Source organism: Streptosporangium sp. NPDC049376 (assembly GCF_044466505.1).
Lineage (GTDB): Bacteria > Actinomycetota > Actinomycetes > Streptosporangiales > Streptosporangiaceae > Streptosporangium.
Window position 1 is genome coordinate 246950 of sequence record NZ_JBITMT010000004.1, and the last position, 24262, is coordinate 271211.

Below are 24262 nucleotides of genomic sequence, written 5' to 3' on the forward strand. Positions count from 1 at the left end.
CGATGAGAGGGACGCATGAACTCGGTGACCGTCCGGGTGCCCGCCAAGGTCAACCTGCGGCTCGCGGTCGGGCCGCTCCGCGACGACGGCTTCCACGACCTGGTGAACGTCTTCCACGCCGTGTCGATCTTCGACGAGGTGACGGCCGTCGCGGAGACCGGGATGCGGGTCCGCGTCGAGGGTGAGTCGGCGAGCGAGGTGCCACAGGACGCCGACAACCTGGCCATCCGGGCCGCCCTCGCGCTCGCCGGGCACGCCGGCAGGTCCTACGGCGTCAGTCTCGTCATCCGCAAGGCGATCCCGGTCGCGGGCGGCATGGCCGGCGGCAGCGCCGACGCGGCCGCGGCCCTGGTCGCCTGCAACGAACTGTGGGGCCTCGGCCTGCCGGTCGAGGACCTGATGGAGATCGCCGCCGACCTCGGCAGCGACGTGCCCTTCGCCCTGCTTGGCGGTACGGCCGTCGGCACCGGCAGGGGGGAGCGGCTGACCTCCCTTGAGGCGGATGGCACGTTCCACTGGGTTTTCGCCCTGGCCGACGGCGGCCTGTCCACGGCGAGGGTCTACGCCGAGTGCGACCGCCTGCGCGCCGAGAGCGGTGACCCGGTCGGCCCGCCCCGGGCGTCACAGCCCCTGCTGGCCGCGCTGCGCGCCGGAGACGCCAAGGCCCTGGGCGCCGAACTGGCCAACGACCTGCAGCCCGCCGCCGTGTCCCTGCGCCCCAGCCTGGCCAGGACCCTGGACGCGGGCCGCGAACACGGAGCCCTGGGCGCCCTGGTCTCCGGCTCGGGCCCCACCTGCGCCTTCCTGGCCGAGTCCGCCGACCACGCCGTCACCCTGGCCGCCTGCCTGCGGGCCGCCGGAGTGGCCAGGGACGTCCTGACCGCCCAGGGCCCCACTCCGGGTCCCACGGTCGTCTGAGGCCCGGGGAGCGCGTTAACCGGGAATCGCATCCCGCTGGTGCGGGCACAGGTTGACGATGGCGAGCTTCGCTATGTACGCGGACGTCTCCGGGTCGAACCCGCTGGTCCCGAGGTGCGCGGCCGCGGCGAAACCCTTTCCCTCCTCCAGCGCCGCGCACATGTTCCGGCCGAGCCATCCCAGTTTGTAGGGGTCGGCGTCCCTCAGCGCCTTCCGCTGCCTCACCGCCGCCGTGAACGCCGCTTCGAGTGCCGACGCCGACGGGTCGGGTGCGGCTGTCGGCTCCATGCTCGGCGTGCTCGGCCCGGTGTCCTCCTCGACCGGGGGCGGTGTCCTCATGGGCGTCGGCGTCGAGGCCACCGGTTCCGCCACGGGTGTCCCGGCGCCGTCGTCGGGCGGGGCTGCCAGGCCGCCCAACAGCCTGAGCACGCCTATCACCGCGACGGCCGCGATGACCACGAAGACCGCGATGTTCCTGCGACTCCGCGGCGGCGGCGATTCCGGCCGCCGACCGGGTGGCGGGCCCGTGGGGGAAGGCTGCTCAGGAGGACGCATCCGCGCACCATATGCCACATATTCACCGATTGATCAGCAAACAACCAATACGAACACCCAAAAACGATCATCAGAGGAGTCCCAAACCCCACCCCGCCCCACTCCCTTGTTCCCAGCCCCTCCAGGCGGCCCCGATCCCCGGCAAGACAGCGCGACAGCTCGGCCAAGATTCCAGCTCTCCCCAACTCCACGACCAGCCATCGGCGCCGGCCACGAAGGGTTCGATCTCGGCCTTACCGATGCCGTGCGTGAGGAGTGTCCGGCTTGGGCGCGTCGGTGTCTGGACTGAGGAGCGAAGGAGCGCAGCGGATGAGCGACGAGGGAAGACACCGACTCGAAAGCGCCCAAGCCCCGCGACGCCGAAGGCGCCGCAAAGCAGCACACCTTGTGCTTTCCCGGCCCCAAGTGTGTGGAGTTTCGGTTCGGGCGCGCCGACGCTTGGACTGAGGAGTGAGGGAGCGAAGCGGACGAACGACGAGGGAAAGCGTTGGCTCAAGGCGCCCGAACCCGCGACGCCGCCAGGCGGAGCAAAGAGACGCAGTAACCTTATGAAACGATGAATCTGGTCAATCTTGAGTCGGTTTCCCACTCCTACGGTCCCAAGCCTCTGCTGAGGGATGTCTCCCTGGGCATCGAGGCCGGTGACCGTGTCGGGGTGGTCGGCCGCAACGGTGGTGGTAAGACCACGCTCATCTCGGTGATCGCGGGTGCCCTCACGCCGAACGCGGGACGGGTCACCCACAACCGGGGTCTGCACGTGGGGGTTCTGTCCCAGGGCGACGACCTCGACCCGGCGCTGTCGGTGCAGGAGATCGTCGTCGGCGGCAGGCCCGAGCACGAGTGGGCCGGTGACGCGGGCATCCGCGAGATCATGGCCAGTCTGCTCGGCGACATCGACCTCACCGCGCTGGCCGGGACCCTGTCGGGTGGTGAGCGGCGCCGTACGGCGTTGGCGAGGCTGCTGGTCGGCGAGCACGATCTGATCATTCTGGACGAGCCGACCAACCACCTGGACATCGAGGCCATCGACTGGCTGGCCAGGCACCTGTCCGCGCGCCGTACGGCGTTGCTGGTGGTCACCCACGACCGGTGGTTCCTGGACGCGGTCTCCACCAGGACGTGGGAGGTGGTCGACGGCACGGTCGAGCGTTACGAGGGCGGGTACGCCGCCTACGTGCTGGCCAAGGCGGAACGGGCCCGGGTGGCCGCCGCCTCGGAGGCCCGGCGGCAGAACCTGATGCGCAAGGAGATCGCCTGGCTGCGCCGGGGCCCGCCGGCGCGTACCTCGAAGCCGAAGTTCCGCATCGAGGCGGCCCAGGCGCTGATCGCGGACGAGCCGCCGCCCAGGGAGAGCGTCGAGCTGGTGAAGTTCGCCGCCGCCAGGCTGGGCCGTACGGTCTATGACCTTGAGGACGTCACGCTGCACGCGGGCGGTCCCGGGGCGGGGCCGTTGGTTCTGGAGCACGCGACCTGGCAGTTCGGCCCCGGTGACCGGGTCGGCCTGATCGGGGTCAACGGTTCGGGCAAGTCCTCGCTGCTGCGGCTGCTGGCCGACACGGTGCGACCTGATTCCGGCAAGGTCGTGCGGGGCAAGACCGTCCGGCTGGCTCATCTGTCGCAGGAGCTGGCCGAGCTGGACCCCACACGGCGGGTGCTGGAGACCGTCGAGGAGATCCGCAAGTTCATCCAGGTCGGCAAGAAGGAGTGGACCGCCTCCCAGCTGCTTGAGCGCCTCGGTTTCCGGGGTGAGGCGCAGTGGAAGGTGGTCGGTGACCTGTCGGGTGGCGAGCGGCGCCGCCTGCAGTTGCTGCGGCTGCTGATGGACGACCCCAACGTGCTGCTGCTGGACGAGCCGACCAACGACCTCGACATCGAGACGCTGAACGAGCTTGAGGACCTGCTCGACGGCTGGCCGGGCACGTTGATCGTGGTCAGCCACGACCGCTACTTCCTGGAGCGGGTCTCGGACAGGACGGTCGCGCTGCTGGGCGACGGCAGGCTGTCGATGCTGCCCGGCGGTGTCGACGAGTATCTCGAACGGCGTGCCTCCGGCGGGGCGCTGTCGGCCAGGGCCGCGGCTTCGACGGACGTCCGTGCCACGCCGCAGCCGACGGAGACCACCGGCCTGTCGGCGAAGGAGGAGCGGGAGCTGCGCAAGGAGCTCTCGCGTCTTGAGCGTCAGCTCGACAAGCTGGGCACCCGCGAGGAGAAGCTGCACGCCTCCATGGCGGACGCCGCCGCCGACTACGGCAGGCTGGCCTCCCTCGACGCCGAGCTCAAGGAGGTCCTCGCGGAGAAGGAGGCCGTGGAGACCGAGTGGCTGGAGCTGGCCGACCGCCTGGGCGAGTGAAAGTCAGAGGTTTGTCCCCTGACGCGAGGGCAGTGGGGTCAGTGCGCTCCGGTGTCGGTCGCGTCAAAAGGGACGAGTAGCGTGCGCAGCAGGCCCGCGAGGGCCTGCTGTTCATGCTTTCCGAGGCCTGCCAGTAAGTCACGTTCGCGGCGGAGCAGGTCGGCGAAGGCGTTGTCGACCCGGACCCGTCCGGCGTCGGTCAGGGAGACCAGCACCCCTCGCCTGTCCTCGGGGTCGGGGCGGCGCCGTACCAGACCGGCGGCGGCGAGCCTGTCGATCCGGTTCGTCATGGTTCCCGAGGTGACCAGGGTGGCCCTGAGCAGCGCGCCGGGGCTCAGCTCGTACGGCTCGCCCGCCCGGCGCAGCGCGGTGAGGACGTCGAACTCCCAGTTCTCCAGGCCGTGTTCGGCGAAGGCCGCCCGGCGGGCGCGGTCCAGGTGACGGGCCAGCCGGGAGACCCGGCTCAGCACCTGGAGGGGCTCGACGTCGAGGTCGGGGCGTTCCTGGCGCCAGGCGGTGACCAGCCGGTCCACCTCGTCGCGGGGCCGGTCGAGGTCGCGGCCGGAGCGGTGCACGGTCATGCGGTGAGTCTATCTGTCTTGACATCGAGATAAATAACCCGTTATGAGTTGCCTTGATGTCAAGAGATATATGGAACCCACGGGTCTACGGCCGGTACGCCGACGAGCGGTCGCGGCCCTTCTTCGACCTGGTCGCGAGGATAGCGGCGCGGAGCCCGCGCCGGGTGGTGGACGCGGGATGTGGCACCGGCGAGTTGACCGCCACGCTGGCCGAACGCTGGCCCGAGGCCGAGGTGCACGGGTTCGACTCCTCGCCCGCGATGCTCGCCGGGGCCCCGGCGACGGGTGGGCTGAGTTTCTCCGTCGGGGACGTCACCCGGTGGCGTCCCCGCGAACCGGTCGACGTGATCGTGTCGAACGCCGTCCTGCAGTGGGTTCCCGGCCACCGTGACCTGCTGCCGCGCTGGGTGGAGGCGCTCGCGCCGGGGGGCTGGCTCGCCTTCCAGGTCCCCGGCAACTTCGGCGCGCCCAGCCACGCGCTGGTGCACGAGCTGTGCCGTACGACCTGGCGTGATCGGCTCGCCGACCTGGTCAGGCCGACTCCGGTCGGTGAGCCCGCCGAGTATCACGACCTGCTGGCCGGGGTGGGCTGCCGGGTCGACGCCTGGGAGACCACCTACCTGCACGTTCTCACCGGCGAGGAGACCGTGCTCGGATGGATCACCGGCAGTTTCCTGCGTCCCATGCTCGACCGGCTGTCCCCCGAGGAGGCGGACGACTTCCTGCACGACTGCTCCGACGTGCTCGCGCGGGCCTACCCCCGCGGTCCCCACGGCACCCTGTTCCCCTTCCGGCGGATTTTCGTGGTGGCCCAAAAGATGACCGAAAAATGAACAAACCCTTAACGAAAGGCGTTGTCCGGACAGGGTGGGGTCTGTACCCGATGGGTAATTGCAGGTCGATCGTCCGGAGTTGTGGACGAATGGTGGGACGTCAATAAATACTGCAGGGACTGAGATAGATATCTGGGCACATCAGGGGACGGCCTGTGGCTATAGAAATAGAAGACAAGTTCGACGTGCCGGTGGACTACGAGCTGCCCGAACTGACCGGTCTGCCGGGCTGCTCGGGGGTCGTCGGTCCCAAGACCCACCAGCTCGTCGCGCTCTACTTCGACACCCCTGACCTGCGGCTCGCGGCCCGGGGCATCACCCTGCGGCGGCGCCGGGGCGGCACCGACCCGGGCTGGCACCTGAAGCTCCCCAAGGCGAAGGGCGTCCGGCAGGAGATCGTCCACCCGCTGACCCGCAGCGCCAAGATCGTGCCCAGGGAGCTGGCCGACCTCGTGCTCGCCTACACCAGGGGCGCGCCCCTGACCCCCGTCGCCGAGCTCGACACCCGCCGTTCGGTGACCCACCTGGTGAACGGGGCCGGGGTTCGGCTCGTCGAGATCGCCGACGACCGGGTCAAGGGCACCGTGCTGGGTGAGCAGCCGCACCTCGAACGCTGGCGTGAGGTCGAGGCCGAACTGATCGAGGGCGACGTCAAACTGCTCGCCAAGGTCGGCAAGCGGCTGACGAAGGCGGGAGCCTCGCCCGCCGACTCGTCGAGCAAGCTGGCCCGCCTGCTCAACTCCGCCGCCCCCGTCCCCACGGTACGGCTCGCCGAGACCAAGTCCGGTTCGGCGGGCGAGGTCGTCATGGGCTATCTCGGCGCCCAGGTGGCCGCTCTCCTGGCCCAGGACCCCCGGGTACGGCGCGCCGAGGAGGACGCCGTCCACCAGATGCGCGTCGCCTCCCGGAGGCTGCGCAGCGCGCTGAAGTCCTTCAAATCGGTCGTCGAGGGGACCGAGACCCTCCAGGAGGAGCTGAAGTGGCTGGCCGGGGTCCTCGGCGAGGCCCGGGACCTGGAGGTCATCAGGGAGCGTTTCGCCCGCAGCCTCGCGACCCTCGACCAGGAGCTGGTCGTGGGCCCGGTCGGGACCCGCCTCAGCTCCGACCTGCTCGACGCCGAGCACGAGGCCTACGACCGGATCAGGGAGGTGCTCGGCGGGGAGCGTTACTTCGCGCTGCTCGACGCGCTGGACGACCTGGTCGCCACGCCCACGCTCACCAAGGCCGCCAAGCGGCCCGCCGACTCCCTCGAAGCCGTCGCGGCCAAGGGCTGGAACCGGGTCACCAAGGCGTACGCGGCGGCCCAGGCCGTCGAGGGCCCGGAGCGCGAGGAGGCCATGCACGAGGTGCGCAAGACGGCCAAGCGGGCCCGCTACACCGCCGAGGTGCTCGGCCTGGGCAAGCTGGCCAAGCACGCCGAGGCCGTACAGGAGGTGCTCGGCACCCACCAGGACGGCGTCGTCGCCCAGGAACGGCTCGCGGCCGAGGCGGCCAACGCCAGGCTCGCGGGGGAGGACACCTTCACCTACGGCGTGCTGACCGGCCTTGAGCGGGCCGGAGCGGCACGGGCGTGGGAGGAGTTCCCGGCGGTCTGGGCCGAGACCTCCAAGGCCGTGGAGGAGCTTCTGTCGGCTTTCAGGTGATGTAGCGATCCACGCCGACGACCCTGCCGCCGGCGTGGTGCAGCACCATGAAGGCGCCCTTGCGTAACTGCACGTCCCCGGGCCGGTCGGTGATCCCGGCGATCAGCTCGGGAAGCACCTTGCCGTGGCTGCACAGCACCGTCGAACGCTCCGAGTCCAGCGCCTTCGACACCAGCCGCAGCGCGGCCCTCGGGTCGTGGTAGGTCTCGGACAGCAGCCGCTCCTGACGGATCTCAAGCCCGGCGCTCTCGGCGTACGGCTCAAGCGTCTGCACGCACCGGCTGCTCGTCGAGCTGATCAGTTCGACGGGACGGTAGGCCGCCAGGGCGTCGGTGAGGACCTCGGCCTGCAGCCTTCCCACCTCGTCCAGGGGACGTTCGTCGTCGTCACCCTCCCAATCCTGGCGCGAACCGGCCATGCCATGCCGTACCAGGACGAGGGGGGTGGTCGCGAGCGGGACCGCGGTGAGGGCGCGCAGCAGGCCCGCGTCCCACTCGTAGGTCAGCCGCCGCCTGGCCTCCTTCAGCGAGAGCCAGACGACCTCGTCGACCTCCTCGACGTCGGTGTACGGCTCGCTGGTGGCGGCCCTGGCCACCCAGTAGTCGACGCGCTTGAGCCGCTTGCCCTTCAGGTAGTGGATCGGCGGCAACGCCCGGCCGAGCAGCGCGGTGATCCCGGTCTCCTCGGCCACCTCGCGCAGGGCTCCGGCGATGACGTGCTCACCCGGCTTCAACTTGCCCTTGGGGAAGGTCCAGTCGTCGTACTTGGGACGGTGGACGAGTGCGACCTCGGGGGCCGTCTCCTGCCCCCGCCACACCACCGCCCCCGCGGCGCGGATCATGTCGGTCGGGTGGACGTCCAGTTCAGTCATCTATCGTCCTCCACCGCCGGGTGCTGATCAGATGGTTCTGCAGGTCGTCACCGGGGTGCTGGGCCCAGCTGCCGTCCGCGTTGAGCCACCAGGTCGAGGTCTCCTCCGACATGGCCCGGTCGAGCAGCGAGCTGAGGTACATCCGCTGCTGCTGGCTGGTGACCTTGACCAGCGCCTCGACGCGGCGCTCCAGGTTGCGTCGCATGAGGTCGGCGCTGCCGATCCAGATCTCCGGCCTGCGCCCGTGGCCGAACTCGTAGATCCTGGAGTGTTCGAGGAAGCGGCCGAGCACGCTCCTGACCCGGATGTTCTCGGAGAGCCCGGGAACGCCGGGACGCAGCGTGCACACCCCGCGCACCCACAGGTCGACCGGGACGCCAGCCTGAGAGGCGCGGTAGAGGGCGTCGATGACCAGCTCGTCGACCAGGGAGTTGGTCTTCATCCTGATGCTGGCCGGGCGGCCCGCCTCCTGGTGGGAGATCTCCCGCTCGATCCTGGCGACCAGACCGCCGCGCAGCGAGTGCGGGGCGACCAGCAGCCGCCGGTAGGCCGAGTGGTTGGAGTAGCCGGTCAGGTGGATGAACAGGTCGGTGACGTCCTCGCCGACCAGCGGGTCCGCGGTCAGCAGACCCAGGTCCTCGTACTGCCTGGCGGTCTTGGGGTTGTAGTTGCCCGTGCCGATGTGGCAGTAGCTGCGCAGCTCGCCGGAGGGCTCCTGCCGTACGACGAGGGCGAGCTTGCAGTGGGTCTTCAGGCCGACGACCCCGTAGACCACGTGGCATCCGGCCCGTTCCAGTTTGCGCGCCCAGGTGATGTTGGCGTGCTCGTCGAACCTCGCCTTGATCTCCACGACCACGACGACCTGTTTGCCCGCCTCGGCCGCGTCGATCAGCGCGTCCACGATCGGCGAGTCACCACTGGTCCGGTAGAGCGTCTGCTTGATGGCCAGCACGTTCGGGTCGGCGGCGGCCTGCTCGATGAAGCGCTGCACGCTGGTGGAGAAGGAGTCGTAGGGGTGGTGCAGCAGCACGTCCCGTTCGCGCAGGACGGCGAAGATGTCGTCCTCGACGTGGACCACCTCGGCGGGCACGAAGGGGCGGAAGCTCAGCTCGCCCCGCTCCAGGTCGGAGATCGCGTGCAGCCCGGTCAGGTCGAGCGGACCGGGCACCCGGTAGATCTCGTGCTGGGCCACCCCCAGCTCGTCGACCAGCAGGTCGAGAACCTCGGGGGTGATGGTGTCCTCGACCTCCAGGCGCACCGGAGGGCCGAAGCGGCGCTTGAGCAGCTCCCGCTCCAGGGCCTGCATGAGGTTCTCCGTGACGTCCTCGTCCACGTCCAGGTCCTCGTTGCGGGTCACCCTGAAGACGTGGTGCTCGACGACCTCCATGCCCTTGAAGAGCTGTCCCAGGTGGGCGGCGATGACGTCTTCGAGGGGGACGAAGCGGTCCTTGGAGGCCGCGACGAACCGGGGGAGCCTGCTGGGCACCTTCACCCTGGCGAACACGGTGTTGCCGGTCGCCGGGTTTCGGACGGTCACGGCAAGGTTGAGCGAGAGTCCGGAAATATAGGGAAAAGGATGGGCGGGGTCGACGGCCAGCGGGGTCAGAACCGGCCGGATCCGCTCCCGGAACAGCTTGCGCATCTCGGTGCGCTCGTCCCGGCCGAGGTCGTCCCAGCGCACGATCTCGATGCCCTCGGAGGCGAGCTGCGGGCGCAGTTGCTCGTGGAAACAGGCCGAGTGCCGCTGCGCGAGCTCGTCGGCGATCGCGGCGATCCTGGCCAGTTCCTCGCGGGGCTTGAGTCCGCTCTTGGTGCGAAGCAGCAGGCCGGTGGCCATCCGCCGCTTGAGGCCCGCGACCCGTACCCGGAAGAACTCGTCCAGGTTGCTGGCGAAGATCGCCAGGAACCGTACCCGCTCAAGCAGGGGCAGGGACGTGTCCTCGGCCAGTTCAAGAACCCGCTGGTTGAACTGCAACCAGCTCTCCTCGCGGTTGAGGAAGCGTTCCTGGGGGAGAGGAAGTCCTTCGGGGGTGGGGTGCGCGGGATCGGCGGACATATGACCAGAATGCCCGCTTTGATTGAACGGAACGTTAATTTGGGATCAACGGCTGCTGTTGGTTACTCGCTTGTTTCCAGGTTTTCCCCATCTCCGGAGGCCGTCGCCGACCCTCCCGCGGGTGTCCTCGCCCCTCTGGCACGGAGCTTCTCCTGCTCCCTCAGCTCCCGCTCGCGGAGTTTCTCCTGCTCCCTGAGCAGCCGTTCGTGCTCCTTCTGCTCGCGCTCACGGGCCTTCTCCTGCTCCTTCAGCTCCCGCTGCCTGATCTTCTCCAGGTCACGGGCGAGCTTGTCGGCCTCGCGCCGCTCGCGCTCGCGGGCCTTCTCCTGCTCCTTCAGTTCGCGTTCGCGCGCCTTCTCCCGCTCGCGAAGCTCCTTCTCGGTCGGCGCCGGGGCCACGACGCCGTGAGCTTCGGGGCCGCGGGGTTCCAGGCCGTGGGAGAAGGAGGTCAGGCGGGGGGTCGGGGACAGACCGGTGAGGCCGTTCCAGGCCAGGTTGACCAGGTGCGCGGCCACCTCCTCGCGGGCGGGCCTGCGGACGTCGAGCCACCACTGGCCGGTCAGCGCGACCATGCCGACCAGCATCTGGGCGTACATGGGCGCCAGCTTCGGGTCGTAGCCGCGCTCGGCGAACTGGTCGACCATCACGTCCTCGACCTGGCTGGCGATGTCGTTGATCAGGCTGGCGAACGTGCCCGTCCCCGAGGCCGCGTGTGAGTCGCGGACCAGGATGCGGAAGCCCTCGCTGTTCTCCTCGACGTAGGCCAGCAGCGCCAGCGCGGCCCGCTCCAGCTTGATCAGCGCGTGTGAGGCGGAGAGGGCCTCCGTCACCAGGCCGAGCAACTTCTGCATCTCACGGTCGACCACGACCGCGTAGACGCCCTCCTTGCCGCCGAAGTGCTCGTAGACCACGGGCTTCGAGACGTTGGCGGTCGCCGCGATCTCTTCGACCGATGTGCCGTCGAACCCCTTCTCAGCGAACAGGGTCCGGCTGATCTGGATCAGCTGCTCCCGGCGTTCCTTGCCTGACATGCGTCGTCGGGGTTCGCTCACGTTTCCAATGATGGCGCTCCCAGGTTGCGAAACGGGAACCGTATTTCGCCGGACCGGGGGCCGTCGCCCCCTTCTTGAGGGGGGCGCGGGCGCGTTGTCCAAGGTGTTAGGGGGGACACCGGAGGTGCGGCGCGGTGTCATGATTCAGGCGGATATGCGCTTGGCCGCCAGTCGTTCCGGCGTCGGCCAGCGGACGTCGTGAACCCAGCCCGCCTTCTCGAACCAGCGGATGACCCCGGCGCTGAGGTCGATCTGTCCCTTGAGCGCGCCGTGCCTGGCGCACGTCGGGTCGGAGTGGTGCAGGTTGTGCCAGGACTCGCCGAACGACGGGATGGCCAGCCACCACACGTTGCGCGACTTGTCACGCGACTCGAAGACCTCCTCGCCGAAGACGTGGCAGATGGAGTTGATCGACCAGGTCACGTGGTGCAGCAGCCCGATCCTGACCAGCGTGCCCCAGAAGAAGGCGGTGAGCATGCCCCACCACGACCAGGTCAGCAGGCCGCCGAGCAGCGGGGGGAGCACCATCGAGGAGATCGCCATCACCGGGAAGAACTTGTGCAGTTTGACGATGTCGGGGTCCTTGAGCAGGTCGGGGGCGTACTTCTCCCGGTTGACCCGGTCGGTCTCGAACAGCCAGCCCGCGTGCGCCCAGAGCAGTCCCTTGGTCAGCGACAGGAAGCCGCTGCCGAACCGCCACGGCGAGTGCGGGTCGCCCTCCTTGTCGGAGAACTTGTGGTGCTTGCGGTGGGTGGCCACCCAGTCGAGCACCGACATCTCCAGCGAGAGGCTGCCCGCGATGCCCAGCGCGATCTTCATCGGGCGCTTGGCCTTGAAGGAACCGTGAGTGAAGTGGCGGTGCAGGCCAACGGTCACACCCAGCCCGGAAACCGCGTAGAACACGAAGAAGATCGCGACGTCGGTCCAGCCGAGCCCCCATCCCCACGCGAAGGGAACGGCGGCGAGCAAGGCGAGCAGAGGCGCGGCCACGACCACGCCGAACGTGACGAGTTCGATCGTGGTCTTCGGCTCTGGGTCCGCCTCCGGCTTCGGGCCGGGCGCGGGGCGTTCTTCGATGACGGTCATGCACTACCTCACGGAAGCTGGGAGGAGGTGGGCGTTTGTCGGGCTACGCAACCGTAACCTACGCCATCGTAAGTTAGGAATCCCTAAGTGCTTAATGTGGGGAAGGTGACTCTTGGGGGAACGTCGTCTAGGGGTTTAACGACTTGCGCGCCACCCGGCCGTCTGCTAGACGGCACTTGGCCTGCGCCTGTCCGGTGCCGTTCCGGCGACCGGCACGCCCTGTATCAGATGAGGTCTCCAAACGAGGCGCGTTTGATAGCAAGGGGTCGGTATCGTAGGGGAGTCGGGCGATCGGATGTGATCCGAGTCGCCAGGCTGATCCGGCATTGGGTAATTGGCAGCCCGCAAGGTTTTGGTCCTTGTTGTCCAGGTTCGAGTCCTGGTGCCGGAGCTGTCCGTTCTGCCTAGTTTGGCAACCCGGCTGGTCGGCTGGGTGGGTTGGTGGACGGGAAGGTATCCTCGCGTTGTCGAGTGGGTGACGGGACGGTTCCCAGGCGGTAATCGCATCTCATCCCGCTTTGTCATGTCTCAGCTGCGACGCCGAGGGAGCCTCGTCCGTGAGTGTGCCGCGCCCGGCCGCCGTCATCGTCCTCGCCGCAGGCGAGGGCACCCGGATGAAATCGAAAACACCCAAGATCCTGCACGAGCTGTGCGGCCGCACCCTGGTCGACCACATGCTCGCAGCCGCCCGAGGCCTCGAACCCGGGCGGCTCATTGTTGTCATCGGTCATGAGAGAGACCGGGTCCGGGAACACCTGTCGAGAACCGGTCCCGACGCGCTGCCCGTGATCCAGGAGGACCAGCGGGGAACCGGCCACGCGGTCAGAGTCGTGCTCGAAACGGTCGGTGCGATCGAGGGAACCGTCCTGGTGACCTACGGCGACACCCCGCTGCTGCGCACCGAGACCCTCGCCGCCCTGCTGGAGCGGCACGAGGCCGACGGCAACGCCGTCACCGTCCTGACCGCCGAGGTCCCCGACCCGTACGGCTACGGCCGCATCGTGCGAGACACCACGGGGGCGGTCCTGCAGATCGTCGAGGAGAAGGACGCGACCGCGGAGCAGCGGGCGATCAGGGAGATGAACTCCGGCGTCTACGCCTTCGACGGGACCCTGCTCGCCGACGCGGTCAAGCGCGTCTCGACCACCAACGCCCAGGGCGAGGAGTACCTCACCGACGTGCTGTCCATCCTGAGGGAGGACGGCCACCGGGTCGGCGCGCACGTGGCCGCCGACCACGTCGAGGTCGAGGGCGTCAACGACCGGGTGCAGCTCGCCTTCGCCCGCAAGGTGCTCAACACCCGGCTGCTCGAAGCCCACATGCGCGCCGGGGTCACCGTGATCGACCCCGCCAGCACCTGGGTCGACGTCGAGGTGACCATGGAGCCCGACGTGGTCCTCCACCCCGGAACCCAGCTGCACGGCCGTACGGAGATCGCGGAGGGCGCGGAGGTCGGCCCGGCCACGACGCTGACCGACACGCTCGTCGGTGAGCGAGCGGTCGTGCGCAACGCGGTCTGCGTCGAGGCGGAGATCGGCCCCGAGGCCCTCGTCGGCCCCTACGCCTACCTGCGCCCCGGCACCGTGCTCGCCAGGAAGGCCAAGGCGGGCACCTACGTCGAGATGAAGAACGCGAAGGTGGGCGAGGGCGCGAAGGTGCCGCACCTGACCTACGCGGGAGACGCGGTCATCGGGGCGGGGGCCAACATCGGCGCCTCGACGATCTTCGTCAACTACGACGGGGTCGACAAGCACCAGACGACGGTCGGCGAGCACGCCTTCGTCGGGTGCGACACCATGCTCGTCGCGCCGGTGAACATCGGCGACGGCGCCTACACTGCCGCGGGCTCGGTCATCGCCGGCGACGTCCCTCCCGGGGCGATAGGGGTGGCCCGCGGGCGGCAGCGCAACATTGAAGGGTGGGTCGCGCGCAGGCGCGCGGGCACCAGGTCGGCGGAGGCGGCACTGCGGGCAGCCGAGGCCGAAAACCAGCAGGGGAGCAAGACGTGAGCGAGCGAAGCAAGCGGGCCATCAGGCGCGGCGGCGTCGCTAATGCAACGGTGGGCCGTCACGGCGGGAGGACGGCATGACCAGCGGTACGAGCAGCGGTATGAAGCAGACCGGCCAGAAGAACCTGATGTTCTTCTCCGGACGCGCCTACCCGGAACTGGCCGAGGAGGTGGCCAGCCACCTCGGTGTCAGGACGACGCCGACGGCCCTGCGGGACTTCGCCAACGGGGAGATCTACGCCCGGTACCTTGAGTCGGTCCGGGGGTGCGACGCCTTCGTGATGCAGAGTCACACCGGGCCCATCAACAAGTGGATCATGGAGCAGTTGATCATGGTGGACGCGCTCAAGCGCGCCTCCGCCAAGCGGATCACCGTGATCATGCCGTTCTTCGGTTACGCCCGGCAGGACAAGAAGGGCAGGGGCCGCGAGCCCATCACCGCCCGCCTGATGGCCGACATGTTCAAGACGGCAGGGGCCGACCGGCTGATGTCGATCGACCTGCACACCTCCCAGATCCAGGGGTTCTTCGACGGTCCGGTCGACCACCTGTTCGCCATGCCCGTGCTGGTCAACTACCTCAGGGACAAGCTCGACCTGGAGACGACGACCATCGTCTCGCCCGACACGGGCCGGGTGCGCCTGTCCGAACGGTGGGCCGACACGCTCGGCACCCCGCTGGCCTTCATCCACAAGCGCCGCGACCTCGACGTGGCCAACCAGGTGACGGTCAACGAGGTCGTCGGCAAGGTGCGGGGCCGTACCTGTGTGCTGATCGACGACATGATCGACACCGCGGGGACGATCTGCAAGGCGGCCGACGCGCTCTACGAGCAGGGCGCGACCAACGTGCTCGTCGCCGCCACCCACGCGGTCTTCTCCGACCCGGCGGTCGACCGGCTGAAGAACTCCAGGGTCTCCGAGGTGATCGTCACCAACACGCTCCCGCTCGCCGAGGACAAGCGCTTCGACAAGCTCACCGTGCTGTCGATCGCCCCGCTGATCGCCCGCGCGATCACCGAGGTGTTCAGCGACGGCTCGGTGACCAGCCTCTTCGAGGGCGACAGCTGACCCTCCCCTGAGGTACGGCCCGGCGTCCCGGGCCGTACCTCCCCGCGGAACCCACTAAGCTGATGGGGTTCGCCGCGAGGATGCCGCAGATGTCCGAAACCGCACGACGGGCGAAGACATCGGCTCGAAAGGCATCCGAGCCGCCGGGCGCCGGCCCGGCAAAGAGACGCAGCGCTCGTAACGCCTTCCGCTAGGGCGGGTGAGGGAGAGCGCGTCCTTTTCCACCGACGAAGATCCCTAGGAGATCCACCGTGTCCGAGGTAGTCATCACCGCCGAGTCCCGCAACGACTTCGGCAAGGGCGCCGCCCGCAAGATCCGTCGCGAGCACAAGGTGCCCGTCGTCCTCTACGGTCACGGTACCGAGCCCCAGCACCTGTCCCTGCCGGGCCACGAGCTGCTGCTCGCGCTGCGCACCCCGAACGTCCTGATCCGCCTCCAGGGTGCGGTCTCCGAGCTGGCGCTGCCCAAGGGCGTCCAGCGTGACCCGCTCAAGGGCTTCCTTGAGCATGTGGACCTCCTGCTGGTCAAGCGCGGCGAGAAGGTCACCGTCGAAATCCCGGTCACCACGACCGGTGAGGTCGCCGACGGCATCCTCGACCAGCAGCTCGTCTCCGTCTCCGTCGAGGCCGAGGCCACGCACATCCCGACGGGTGTCGAGGTCGACGTCGAGGGCCTGGAGATCGGCGCCCAGGTCACCGCGGGCGACCTGAAGCTGCCCAAGGGCACGACGCTGGTCGCCGACCCCGAGACGCTGGTCCTGCACGTCACCGCCGCCCCGACCGCCGAGCCGGAGCCCGAGGCCGCCGAGGGTGAGGCCGCCGAGGCCGCCGAAGGTGAGCAGGCCGCCGAGGCCGCCGAGTAGGACACCGGGTAAGACCGGTACAACCGGGCCGCGCGCCGTACGGGCGCCGGCCCGGCCCGTTTCCCCGCTCCGCCGTACGGCGGCGGGGAAACCGAGCACGCCGGGGGTGCGCGGTCGTCGCGTCGTCCCCTGTCAGGGCAGTCCGGGACCGGGCTGCCCTGACGCGCGTGCGAGACCTGACGCGCATGCGAGAAGGGATGCCGACCGTGGACCGCTGGCTGGTCGTTGGTCTGGGGAACCCCGGTCCCGAGTACGCGGGGAACCGGCACAACGCGGGCTTCATGGTGCTCGACGAGCTCGCCGCGCGGGCCGGGGGGCGCTTCAAGGCCCACAGGTCGCGGGCCGAGGTGCTTGAGGGGCGGGTCGCCGGCCTTTCCGCGGTGCTGGCCAAGCCGTTGTCGTTCATGAACCTCTCCGGTGGCCCGGTGAAGGCCCTGGCCGACTTCTACAAGGTCGAACCGGCCCGGGTGATCGTGGTCCACGACGAGCTGGACATCCCCTACGGAGCGCTCAGGGCCAAGCTCGGCGGCGGCGACAACGGCCACAACGGGCTGAAGTCGATCACCAAGTCCCTCGCGACGCGTGACTATCTGCGGGTCCGTTTCGGGATCGGCCGCCCGCCCGGCCGGATGGACGCCGCCTCCTTCGTCCTGCGCGACTTCGCGACCGCCGAGCGCAAGGACCTGCCGTTCCTGGTGGACAAGGCGGCGGACGTGGTCGAGTCGCTGATGAAGGCGGGGCTCGAACCCACTCAGAACGCCTTCCACGCGACCGACCTGAACATCTCGGGCCCGCCCCGGTGATCGACTTCTAGCCGTTCGTACGAACGGCGCGCGTTTCGGCCTTCGAACCTCGTACCTCCCGTTCCTGACGCTAACATTCGGTCACTGTCCGTTGGTGCATGGTTACGCAGGGGGAGTGTGTGCGTGACGTAATCGTCGACCGGGCGAGGCCGAGGGCCGCATGGGCGGTCCGTCCGAGTCTGCCGGATTGGGTCCGTCGTTACCGGGTGCGAGCCGCGGTGGCCGATCTCGGCTCAGCCTCCCTGGCCGGAACGCTCGCGCTGTTCGTCCGGTTCGGCGAGGTCACCCCATATGTGACCCCGTACGTGTTGCTGAGCCTCACGCTTCCGGTCGTCTGGGTCTGCGCGATCAGGATCAACCGTGCCTACGAGCCTCGCCTGATCGGGCTGGGGGCCGAGGAGTTCCAGCGGATCTTCCAGTGCGGGTTCACCCTCACCGCGGCCCTCGCCATCGGCGCATACGTGACGAAGACCGACGTGGCCAGGGGATACGTCGTGCTCGCCCTGCCGCTGGCGACGCTGCTGACCATCCTCGCCAGGTACGGCCTGCGCCGCCGTCTGCACCGCAGGCGGGCCCAGGGGGCCTGCATGCGCCGGGTCGTCGCGGTCGGTCACCGCGCCGCGGTCGCCGACCTCGTCCGACGCTTCCGCAGGGAGCGCTACCACGGCATGGAGGTCGTCGGGGCCTGCGTGCCGTACGACGGGATGGGGGACGTGGAGGGGGTCGCCGTGCTTGGCGGCCTGTCGGACGTCCCGATCGCCGTGCCGCAGGTGTCGGCCGACACGGTCGCGGTCCTGGCCTGTCCCGAGATGGACGGGGTGGCGCTGCGGCGGCTGGCCTGGCGCCTCGAACGCACCGAGACCGACCTGGTCGTCGCCCCGGCGCTCATGGAGGTCACCGGGCCGCGGATCACCATCCGCCCCGCCGCGGGCCTGCCGCTGCTGCACGTGGAGCACCCCGAGCTCACCGGCCCGCGGCAACTGGTCAAGAACCTCTTCGACCGGGTCGGCGCCGGGGTGCTGCTCGTCGTGCTGCTGCCGCTGTTCGCCGTGCTGCCGCTGGCCGTACGGGCCTCGGGACCGGGGCCGGTGTTCTTCCGGCAGCGGCGGGTCGGCAGGGACGGCGCCGAGTTCACGATCTACAAGTTCCGCACCATGACCACCGACGCGGAGCGGCGCCGGATCACCCTGACCGGAGACGGCCAGGGCGTGCTCTTCAAGATCCGCAACGACCCGCGCATCACCCCGGTGGGCGCCCGGCTGCGGCGTCACTCCCTGGACGAGTTGCCGCAGCTTGTCAACGTGCTGCTCGGTCAGATGTCGCTGGTCGGCCCGAGACCCCCGCTGCCCGAGGAGGTCGCCCGGTACGGCGACGACGTCCGGCGGCGGCTGCTGGTAAAGCCGGGCATGACCGGCCTGTGGCAAGTCAGTGGGCGGTCTGACCTATCTTGGGAGGAATCTGTACGGTTGGACCTACGTTATGTGGAGAACTGGTCCCTCACGCTGGACCTGCAGATCCTGTGGAAGACCTGGTCGGCTGTCGCGCGAGGGGCTGGAGCATACTGATGACGATTCGCGACGACCACGTTCTCGCCGCGGACCTGGCGACTCAGGCGGGCGAACTGCTGCTCGCCCTGCGCGACAAGAGGGGCTTCGACGACCCGGCCGCGCTGCGCGCCGAGGGCGACTCCTCCGCGCACCGCCTCCTGATGGACGCCCTGGCGACCTCACGTCCAGGTGACAGTGTGCTATCCGAGGAGGCGACTCAGGACGAGCGTCTCGACCCCCGGCGTCTGACGGCGGAGCGGGTGTGGATCGTCGATCCGCTCGACGGAACCCGCGAGTTCGCCGAGGAGGGCCGCGACGACTGGGCGGTGCACGTGGCGCTGTGGGAGAACGGCGCACTGCGCGCGGGGGCGGTGGCGCTGCCCGCCGCCGGCACGACGCTGTCCACTCTGGAACCCCCCGTCCTCCCGCAGCTCGCGGCCGGCACCAGGCCGAAGATCGCGGTCAGCAGGAGCAGGCCCCCCGAGTTCGTCGTCGAACTGGCCCGCCGTACGGGGGCCGACCTGGTGCCGATCGGGTCGGCGGGCGCCAAGATCTCCGCGGTCCTCACCGGGAGGGTCGAGGCCTACGTGCACGCGGGCGGCCAGTACGAGTGGGACTCCGCGGCCCCGGTCGCCGTCGCCCTCGCCTCGGGAGCCCACGCCAGCCGGATCGACGGCTCACCCCTGACCTACAACCAGGGCGACCCGTCGCTGCCGGATATCCTTGTTTCCCTACCGGGACTGGCGCCGACCTTGCTCGCCGGAATCCGGGATCTCCACCGATAATCCCCGCTAGGAGAGTCAGATGCTTCAGTGCGACTACACCACGTCGCAGCTCGATGTCCTTGAGGCAGAGGCCATTCACATCATGCGTGAGGTGGCGGCCGAGTTCGAGCGTCCCTGTCTGCTCTTCTCCGGTGGTAAAGACTCGATCGTCATGCTCCGTCTCGCGGAGAAGGCCTTCTGGCCGGCGCCGATCCCCTTCCCGCTGATGCACGTCGACACCGGGCACAACTTCCCCGAGGTCATCGAGTTCCGCGACCGCAGGGTCGCCGAGCTGGGCGCCCGCCTGGTCGTGGCGAGCGTGCAGGATTCCATCGACGCCGGGCGCGTCACCGAGCAGACGGGCCGCAGGGCCTCCCGCAACCGGCTGCAGACCACGACCCTGCTCGACGCGATCGAGGACAACGAGTACGACGCCGTGTTCGGCGGCGCCCGCCGGGACGAGGAGAAGGCACGCGCCAAGGAGCGGGTCTTCTCCTTCCGTGACGACTTCGGTCAGTGGGACCCGAAGAACCAGCGGCCCGAGCTGTGGAACCTCTACAACGGGCGAATCCGCAAGGGCGAGCACATCCGGGTGTTCCCGCTGTCCAACTGGACCGAGCTCGACGTCTGGGACTACATCCGGCGTGAGGGCATCGAGATCCCGTCGATCTACTACGCCCACCGGCGCAAGGTGTTCGAGCGCGACGGCATGCTGCTGTCCGACACCGAGTTCATCCCCCGCGACGAGGACGAGCCGCTCGTCGAGATGACGGTTCGCTACCGCACGGTCGGCGACGTGACCTGCACCGGCGCCGTCCAGTCGACCGCCACCACGGTCGAGGAGATCATCGAGGAGATCGCGGTGACCCGGCTCACCGAGCGCGGCGCGACCCGCGCCGACGACCGGGCCTCCGAGGCGGCGATGGAGGACCGCAAGCGGGAGGGGTACTTCTAGTGCGCGAGGTCCTGCCGCACCGGCCCGCTCCCTCCCGGGAGCGGCCCCGCCCCCTCGGCCCGCGCGCCGCGCGGCCTTCCCGTGCCAGCCGTACGATCTCTGGAGAGCAGCTCTGATGGACATTCTTCGCTTTGCCACCGCGGGAAGCGTCGACGACGGGAAGTCGACCCTCATCGGCCGCCTGCTCTTCGACTCGAAGGCGATCTTCGAGGACCAGCTTGAGGCCGTCGAGCGCACCTCCCGCGACCGCGGCACCGAGTACACCGACCTGTCGCTGCTCACCGACGGCCTGCGGGCCGAGCGGGAGCAGGGCATCACGATCGACGTGGCCTACCGCTACTTCGCCACGCCCAAGCGCAAGTTCATCATCGCCGACACCCCGGGCCACATCCAGTACACCCGGAACATGGTCACCGGCGCCTCGACCGCGGACCTGGCGATCATCCTGATCGACGCGCGCAAGGGCGTGGTCGAGCAGTCGCGGCGGCACGCCTTCCTGACCACGCTGCTGCGGGTGCCCCACCTGGTGCTCGCGGTCAACAAGATGGACCTGGTCGACTACTCCCAGGAGCGGTTCGAGGAGATCCGCGAGGAGTTCACCGCCTTCGCCGCCAAGCTGAACGCCCCGGACCTGACGTTCATCCCGATCTCGGCGCTGCACGGCGACAACGTGGTCTCCCGCTCGGAGAACATGCCCTGGTACAACGGCTCCTCGCTGCTGCACCACCTTGAGCACCTGCACATCGCCTCCGACCGCAACCTGGTGGACGTGCGCTTCCCCGTGCAGTACGTGATCAGGCCGCAGCGGGCGACCGACCCGGCCTTCCACGACTACCGGGGCTACGCGGGCCAGGTCGCGGGCGGCGTCCTCAAGCCGGGCGACGAGGTCATGCACCTGCCCTCCGGGCTGACCACGCGCATCGCCTCGATCGACACCTTCGACGGCCCCGTGGACGAGGCCTTCCCGCCGATGTCGGTGACCCTCCGCCTTGAGGACGACATCGACATCTCCCGGGGCGACATGATCTGCCGCCCGAACAACCAGCCGCAGGCCGCCCAGGAGCTTGAGGCGATGGTCTGCTGGATGACCGACGCCAGCAAACTGGGCCCGCGCGCCAAGCTGACCATCAAGCAGACCACCCGTACGGCCCGCGCGCTGGTCCGCGACCTGCACTACCGGCTCGACGTCAACACCCTGCACCGCGACGAGTCGGCCGAGGCCCTCGGCCTGAACGAGATCGGACGGGTCTCGCTGCGCGTCACCCAGCCGCTGTTCGTCGACGACTACGCCAGGAACCGCCTCACCGGCGGCTTCATCCTCGTGGACGAGACGACCAACAACACCGTCGGCGCCGGGATGATCGTCGAGGCCCGATAACGCCCTGCCTCCGGTCCCCTTCACCGCCCGCCGTACGCGGGTGGGGGAGGGGACCTTCGCGTTCACGCGGCCGAGCCGTCCCGGCGGGCCACGAAGCCGCGCCGCGTGGGGGTCGGTAGATCGTTTGACCGTTCCCCAACCCGAATGTGACTCTCCGCGCTAGTCTCGGCACGTTCCGTATCCATCCGGTGAGGATTCGTGCCCGTGTCTGACAGTCCGTCTCCCGCCAGGGTCGTCTTCCTGGGTGGTCTCGGCCGCAGCGGCACCACACTGCTCGAACGGCTGCTCGGTGAGGTCCCCGGCATCGCGCCGCTCGGCGAGGTCGCCCACCTCTGGACGCGGGGCGTGCTCGCGAACGAGGACTGCGGGTGCGCGAGGCCGTTCGGCACCTGCCCCTTCTGGCGCGAGGTCGGCGCCCGCGCCTTCGGCGGCTGGTCGGAGGACCTCGCTGAAAGGGTCGTCACACTCGGCCTGCGGGTCGACCGCACCCGGCGCATCCCCGCCCTGGCCCGGCTCCTGGCCGGCGGCCGGTCGTCGCGGAGGCCCGCCGCACTGGGCGAGTACGTCGCCGCCCATCGCCGTCTCTACGACGCGGCGAGTGAGGTCGCGGGCTGCCCGGTCGTCGTCGATTCGAGCAAGCACGCCTCCCTGGCCTTCTGCCTGGCCGCCTCCGGGGTCGACGTGCACGTCGTGCACGTCGTGCGCGACCCCCGGGCGGTCGCCCACTCCTGGCACAGGCGGGTCATCCGCCCGGAGAGCGGCTCCCCGATGACCCGCTGGTCGCCCGGCCGCACCTCGGTGCACTGGCTGGCGCAGAACCTCGGCATCGAACTGCTGGCCCGTGGCGGCGTGCCGGTCACCAGGGTCCGCTACGAGGACCTCGTCCGGGCCCCGGCGGAAACGCTCGGGCACCTGGCCGCCAGGATCGGCCTGCCCGCCGGCCTTGACTTCCTGACCGGTGAGAAGGCCCTGCTCTCCAGGGCGCACACGGTCGCGGGGAACCCGATGCGCTTCGCGGTCGGCCCCATCGGGCTGGTCCCCGACGATGCCTGGCGCACCGCGGCCCCCGTCCTGCACCGGAGCCTGGTCACCGCGCTGACCTGGCCACTGATGATCAAGTACGGCTATCGCGGGAGGCTTGTGTGAGTCCGTCGGTGGGAGTGGTCATCCCCACGAGAGGTCACAGGCCGGAGCACCTGCGCGCCGCGACGCGCGCCGCCCTCGGCCAGGTGTGCTCCGGATCGGTCGAGGTGGTCGTCGTCGTCGACGGCACGGACACCGCCGGGGTCACCGACCAGCTGGCCGACTTCCTCGCCCGGGGGGCGGGAACGACCTCGCGGAGTGTCCGGGTCGTGGCCAACCGGCGTCTCCCCGGTCTTCCCGGGGCGCGAAACACGGGCATCGAGGCGCTCGACACCGACCTGGTCGCCTTCTGCGACGACGACGACGAGTGGGCACCGGGCAAACTCGCCGCCCAGATGGGCGCGCTCGCGGCGCGGCCCGGCGCGGAGTTCGCCAGCTGCGCCATCGAGATCGAGTACGGCTCCCGCAGTGTCCGGCGCCTGGCGAGCACCTCCTCCATCACCCGGGCCCACCTGTTGCGCTCACGGATGGCGATGGTGCACTCCTCGACGTTCCTGTTCCGGCGTGGAGCGTTCCTGGTCGACGAGAGCGCGCCGAACGGTCAGAACGAAGACTGGGACCTGGCGCTGCGCGCCGCCGCGCGCCGTCCCATCGTGCATGTGGACCGTCCGCTGGTGCGAGTCCGCTGGGGCGCCTCGCAGTATGCGACCAGATGGGCGGACCGCATCGCCGGGCTTGAGTGGATGCTCGCCCGGCACCCGGATCTGGCCGTGGACCCGCGCGGCGCGGCACGGGTCTACGGTCAGATCGCCTTCCACAACGCGGCCCTCGGCAGGCGCAGGGAGGCCGGACGCTGGGCGTTGCGGGCGTTCACCGTACGGCGCGGCGAGCCACGCACGCCCATCGCGCTGGCCGTCGCGGCCGGTCTGGTCTCCGCCCACACGGTGCTGGGCGCGTTGCACCACCGCGGGCACGGCATCTGATGGCGACCGGTACGGCCAGGCAGACCCCGGGCCCGGCCCACGGCAGGCGGCGCCGGGACAAGAGCCAGGACGGGGGGAGGGACGAGGAGGCCCGTAAACGCCGCAGGGTGCGGGTCGCCGGTCTCGTCCTCGACCCGATGACCGAGGGCGAGGTCGTCGAGCATGTGGTCGCCTCGCTGAAACGCGGCGAGGGCGGCCACCTGGTGACCCCCAACGTGGACATCGGCTGGGCCGTCGCCCGCGACCCCGAGGCGCGCGAGCTGGTCGAGAAGGCCGATCTGGCGGTCGCCGACGGCATGCCGCTGGTGTGGGCGGCCGACCTGCTCGGCACACCCGTCCCCGGCAGGGTCACCGGCGCCGACCTGATCTGGTCCCTTTCGGACGCGGCGGCCTTCTACGGCTACCCGGTCTACCTGCTCGGCGGCCCGCAGGGCGCGGCCGCGCAGGCGGCGTCCCGGTTGCGCGGACGCCATCCCCGGCTGCGCGTGGTGGGGGCCGACGCCCCGCCGCACGGGTTCGAGACGACCGAGGAGGGCTACGCGGAGGTCAAGGACGCCATGCTGGCCGCCGCACCCCGGGTGGTGTTCGTCGGCCTGGGCTTCCCCAAACAGGACCGGCTCATCGCGAGGCTCCGCCAGGACATGCCCGCGACCTGGTTCATCGGCTGCGGCGCGGCGATCTCGTTCGCGGCGGGTACGGCCCGCAGGGCGCCTGCGTGGATGCGGCGCTCCGGGCTCGAATGGCTCTTCCGGCTGGTCAACGAGCCCGGCAGGCTGGCCCGCCGCTATCTTCTGCACGATCTGCCGTTCGCGCTCAAGCTGCTCACGGTCTGCCTGCTGCGGCGTCTGTTCTCCTGAAGGAGG

21 protein-coding genes and 1 tRNA gene are annotated in these 24262 nt (G+C 69.8%); 16 read left to right on the forward strand and 6 right to left on the reverse strand.

Annotated elements, in window-relative coordinates:
• The first annotated feature begins 15 nt into the window (after window positions 1-15).
• Window positions 16-918, forward strand: a complete 903-nt coding sequence (locus ACIBVQ_RS14070; protein ID WP_352013927.1) for a 4-(cytidine 5'-diphospho)-2-C-methyl-D-erythritol kinase — start codon at window positions 16-18, stop codon at window positions 916-918.
• A 15-nt stretch (window positions 919-933) separates the two neighbouring features.
• On the opposite strand, the gene ACIBVQ_RS14075 is transcribed toward ACIBVQ_RS14070, so the two are convergent.
• Window positions 934-1377 carry a DUF732 domain-containing protein gene (locus tag ACIBVQ_RS14075; protein ID WP_399177746.1) on the reverse strand — a complete coding sequence of 148 codons (444 nt, stop codon included), beginning with the start codon at window positions 1375-1377 and terminating at the stop codon, window positions 934-936.
• Between the two features lie 652 nt (window positions 1378-2029).
• On the opposite strand from ACIBVQ_RS14075, the gene ACIBVQ_RS14080 reads away from it, so the two are divergent.
• Window positions 2030-3823, forward strand: a complete 1794-nt coding sequence (locus ACIBVQ_RS14080; protein ID WP_352013925.1) for an ABC-F family ATP-binding cassette domain-containing protein — start codon at window positions 2030-2032, stop codon at window positions 3821-3823.
• A gap of 38 nt (window positions 3824-3861) precedes the next feature.
• Here the strand turns inward: ACIBVQ_RS14080 and ACIBVQ_RS14085 are convergent, their stop codons facing one another.
• Window positions 3862-4404: a MarR family winged helix-turn-helix transcriptional regulator gene (locus tag ACIBVQ_RS14085; RefSeq protein WP_352013924.1), complete on the reverse strand. Its 543-nt coding sequence runs from the start codon at window positions 4402-4404 to the stop codon at window positions 3862-3864.
• A 56-nt stretch (window positions 4405-4460) separates the two neighbouring features.
• On the opposite strand from ACIBVQ_RS14085, the gene ACIBVQ_RS14090 reads away from it, so the two are divergent.
• Window positions 4461-5237 carry a trans-aconitate 2-methyltransferase gene (locus ACIBVQ_RS14090; protein ID WP_399177748.1) on the forward strand — a complete coding sequence of 259 codons (777 nt, stop codon included), beginning with the start codon at window positions 4461-4463 and terminating at the stop codon, window positions 5235-5237.
• 155 nt (window positions 5238-5392) lie between these two features.
• Window positions 5393-6880 (forward strand): CYTH and CHAD domain-containing protein, encoded by a 1488-nt coding sequence (locus tag ACIBVQ_RS14095; RefSeq protein WP_352013922.1) that lies wholly within the window; start codon window positions 5393-5395, stop codon window positions 6878-6880.
• Here the strand turns inward: ACIBVQ_RS14095 and ACIBVQ_RS14100 are convergent.
• The 4 genes from ACIBVQ_RS14100 to ACIBVQ_RS14115 form a co-directional block, all read right to left on the reverse strand.
• A complete protein-coding gene (locus ACIBVQ_RS14100; RefSeq protein ID WP_399177750.1) occupies window positions 6873-7751 on the reverse strand; it encodes an NUDIX domain-containing protein in 879 nt (292 codons plus the stop codon). The genes ACIBVQ_RS14095 and ACIBVQ_RS14100 overlap by 8 nt on opposite strands.
• Window positions 7744-9807 carry an RNA degradosome polyphosphate kinase gene (locus tag ACIBVQ_RS14105; protein WP_352013920.1) on the reverse strand — a complete coding sequence of 688 codons (2064 nt, stop codon included), beginning with the start codon at window positions 9805-9807 and terminating at the stop codon, window positions 7744-7746. Before ACIBVQ_RS14105 ends, ACIBVQ_RS14100 begins: the two co-directional genes overlap by 8 nt.
• Window positions 9808-9869: 62 nt before the next feature.
• Window positions 9870-10859 carry a TetR family transcriptional regulator gene (locus ACIBVQ_RS14110; protein ID WP_399177752.1) on the reverse strand — a complete coding sequence of 330 codons (990 nt, stop codon included), beginning with the start codon at window positions 10857-10859 and terminating at the stop codon, window positions 9870-9872.
• A 144-nt stretch (window positions 10860-11003) separates the two neighbouring features.
• Window positions 11004-11945 carry an acyl-CoA desaturase gene (locus ACIBVQ_RS14115; protein WP_362776818.1) on the reverse strand — a complete coding sequence of 314 codons (942 nt, stop codon included), beginning with the start codon at window positions 11943-11945 and terminating at the stop codon, window positions 11004-11006.
• A gap of 319 nt (window positions 11946-12264) precedes the next feature.
• Between ACIBVQ_RS14115 and ACIBVQ_RS14120 the strand changes: the two genes are divergently transcribed.
• The 12 genes from ACIBVQ_RS14120 to ACIBVQ_RS14175 all read left to right on the forward strand — a co-directional run bounded on the left by ACIBVQ_RS14120 (window position 12265) and on the right by ACIBVQ_RS14175 (window position 24256).
• A tRNA-Gln gene (locus ACIBVQ_RS14120) sits at window positions 12265-12336 on the forward strand.
• Between the two features lie 166 nt (window positions 12337-12502).
• A complete protein-coding gene (gene glmU / locus ACIBVQ_RS14125; RefSeq protein WP_399177755.1) occupies window positions 12503-13954 on the forward strand; it encodes a bifunctional UDP-N-acetylglucosamine diphosphorylase/glucosamine-1-phosphate N-acetyltransferase GlmU in 1452 nt (483 codons plus the stop codon).
• Between the two features lie 76 nt (window positions 13955-14030).
• Window positions 14031-15023: a ribose-phosphate diphosphokinase gene (locus ACIBVQ_RS14130; RefSeq protein ID WP_352013916.1), complete on the forward strand. Its 993-nt coding sequence runs from the start codon at window positions 14031-14033 to the stop codon at window positions 15021-15023.
• Window positions 15024-15274: 251 nt separating this feature from the next.
• On the forward strand, window positions 15275-15886 hold the full coding sequence (locus ACIBVQ_RS14135; RefSeq protein WP_362914000.1) for a 50S ribosomal protein L25/general stress protein Ctc: 612 nt from the start codon (window positions 15275-15277) through the stop codon (window positions 15884-15886).
• A gap of 197 nt (window positions 15887-16083) precedes the next feature.
• Window positions 16084-16689: an aminoacyl-tRNA hydrolase gene (gene pth / locus ACIBVQ_RS14140; RefSeq protein WP_352013940.1), complete on the forward strand. Its 606-nt coding sequence runs from the start codon at window positions 16084-16086 to the stop codon at window positions 16687-16689.
• A 98-nt stretch (window positions 16690-16787) separates the two neighbouring features.
• Window positions 16788-18254: a sugar transferase gene (locus ACIBVQ_RS14145; RefSeq protein ID WP_399177758.1), complete on the forward strand. Its 1467-nt coding sequence runs from the start codon at window positions 16788-16790 to the stop codon at window positions 18252-18254.
• Window positions 18254-19021: a 3'(2'),5'-bisphosphate nucleotidase CysQ gene (locus ACIBVQ_RS14150; RefSeq protein ID WP_399177760.1), complete on the forward strand. Its 768-nt coding sequence runs from the start codon at window positions 18254-18256 to the stop codon at window positions 19019-19021. The genes ACIBVQ_RS14145 and ACIBVQ_RS14150 overlap by 1 nt, the downstream gene beginning before the upstream one ends.
• A gap of 19 nt (window positions 19022-19040) precedes the next feature.
• Window positions 19041-19955 carry a sulfate adenylyltransferase subunit CysD gene (gene cysD / locus ACIBVQ_RS14155; protein WP_362914006.1) on the forward strand — a complete coding sequence of 305 codons (915 nt, stop codon included), beginning with the start codon at window positions 19041-19043 and terminating at the stop codon, window positions 19953-19955.
• A 115-nt stretch (window positions 19956-20070) separates the two neighbouring features.
• A complete protein-coding gene (gene cysN / locus ACIBVQ_RS14160; protein WP_352013911.1) occupies window positions 20071-21333 on the forward strand; it encodes a sulfate adenylyltransferase subunit CysN in 1263 nt (420 codons plus the stop codon).
• A gap of 204 nt (window positions 21334-21537) precedes the next feature.
• A complete protein-coding gene (locus tag ACIBVQ_RS14165; protein ID WP_399177763.1) occupies window positions 21538-22479 on the forward strand; it encodes a sulfotransferase in 942 nt (313 codons plus the stop codon).
• Window positions 22476-23399 (forward strand): glycosyltransferase family 2 protein, encoded by a 924-nt coding sequence (locus tag ACIBVQ_RS14170; RefSeq protein WP_399177765.1) that lies wholly within the window; start codon window positions 22476-22478, stop codon window positions 23397-23399. Before ACIBVQ_RS14165 ends, ACIBVQ_RS14170 begins: the two co-directional genes overlap by 4 nt.
• The gene (locus tag ACIBVQ_RS14175) at window positions 23399-24256 is read left to right on the forward strand and encodes a WecB/TagA/CpsF family glycosyltransferase (protein WP_362776801.1); all 858 of its coding nucleotides are present in this window, start codon (window positions 23399-23401) and stop codon (window positions 24254-24256) included. The genes ACIBVQ_RS14170 and ACIBVQ_RS14175 overlap by 1 nt, the downstream gene beginning before the upstream one ends.
• The last annotated feature ends 6 nt before the right edge of the window (window positions 24257-24262 follow it).

What these genes read in the sequence shown, in the direction of transcription:
- ACIBVQ_RS14090 (WP_399177748.1), top strand. Translation starts at nt 4,461, where the DNA reads ATGTCAAGAGATATATGGAACCCACGGGTCTACGGCCGGTACGCCGAC.
- ACIBVQ_RS14070 (WP_352013927.1), top strand. Translation starts at nt 16, where the DNA reads ATGAACTCGGTGACCGTCCGGGTGCCCGCCAAGGTCAACCTGCGGCTC.
- ACIBVQ_RS14150 (WP_399177760.1), top strand. Translation starts at nt 18,254, where the DNA reads ATGACGATTCGCGACGACCACGTTCTCGCCGCGGACCTGGCGACTCAG.
- ACIBVQ_RS14085 (WP_352013924.1), bottom strand. Translation starts at nt 4,404, where the DNA reads ATGACCGTGCACCGCTCCGGCCGCGACCTCGACCGGCCCCGCGACGAG.
- ACIBVQ_RS14175 (WP_362776801.1), top strand. Translation starts at nt 23,399, where the DNA reads ATGGCGACCGGTACGGCCAGGCAGACCCCGGGCCCGGCCCACGGCAGG.
- ACIBVQ_RS14105 (WP_352013920.1), bottom strand. Translation starts at nt 9,807, where the DNA reads ATGTCCGCCGATCCCGCGCACCCCACCCCCGAAGGACTTCCTCTCCCC.
- ACIBVQ_RS14130 (WP_352013916.1), top strand. Translation starts at nt 14,031, where the DNA reads ATGACCAGCGGTACGAGCAGCGGTATGAAGCAGACCGGCCAGAAGAAC.
- cysD (WP_362914006.1), top strand. Translation starts at nt 19,041, where the DNA reads ATGCTTCAGTGCGACTACACCACGTCGCAGCTCGATGTCCTTGAGGCA.
- ACIBVQ_RS14080 (WP_352013925.1), top strand. Translation starts at nt 2,030, where the DNA reads ATGAATCTGGTCAATCTTGAGTCGGTTTCCCACTCCTACGGTCCCAAG.
- pth (WP_352013940.1), top strand. Translation starts at nt 16,084, where the DNA reads ATGCCGACCGTGGACCGCTGGCTGGTCGTTGGTCTGGGGAACCCCGGT.
- cysN (WP_352013911.1), top strand. Translation starts at nt 20,071, where the DNA reads ATGGACATTCTTCGCTTTGCCACCGCGGGAAGCGTCGACGACGGGAAG.
- ACIBVQ_RS14115 (WP_362776818.1), bottom strand. Translation starts at nt 11,945, where the DNA reads ATGACCGTCATCGAAGAACGCCCCGCGCCCGGCCCGAAGCCGGAGGCG.
- ACIBVQ_RS14145 (WP_399177758.1), top strand. Translation starts at nt 16,788, where the DNA reads ATGGTTACGCAGGGGGAGTGTGTGCGTGACGTAATCGTCGACCGGGCG.
- ACIBVQ_RS14100 (WP_399177750.1), bottom strand. Translation starts at nt 7,751, where the DNA reads ATGACTGAACTGGACGTCCACCCGACCGACATGATCCGCGCCGCGGGG.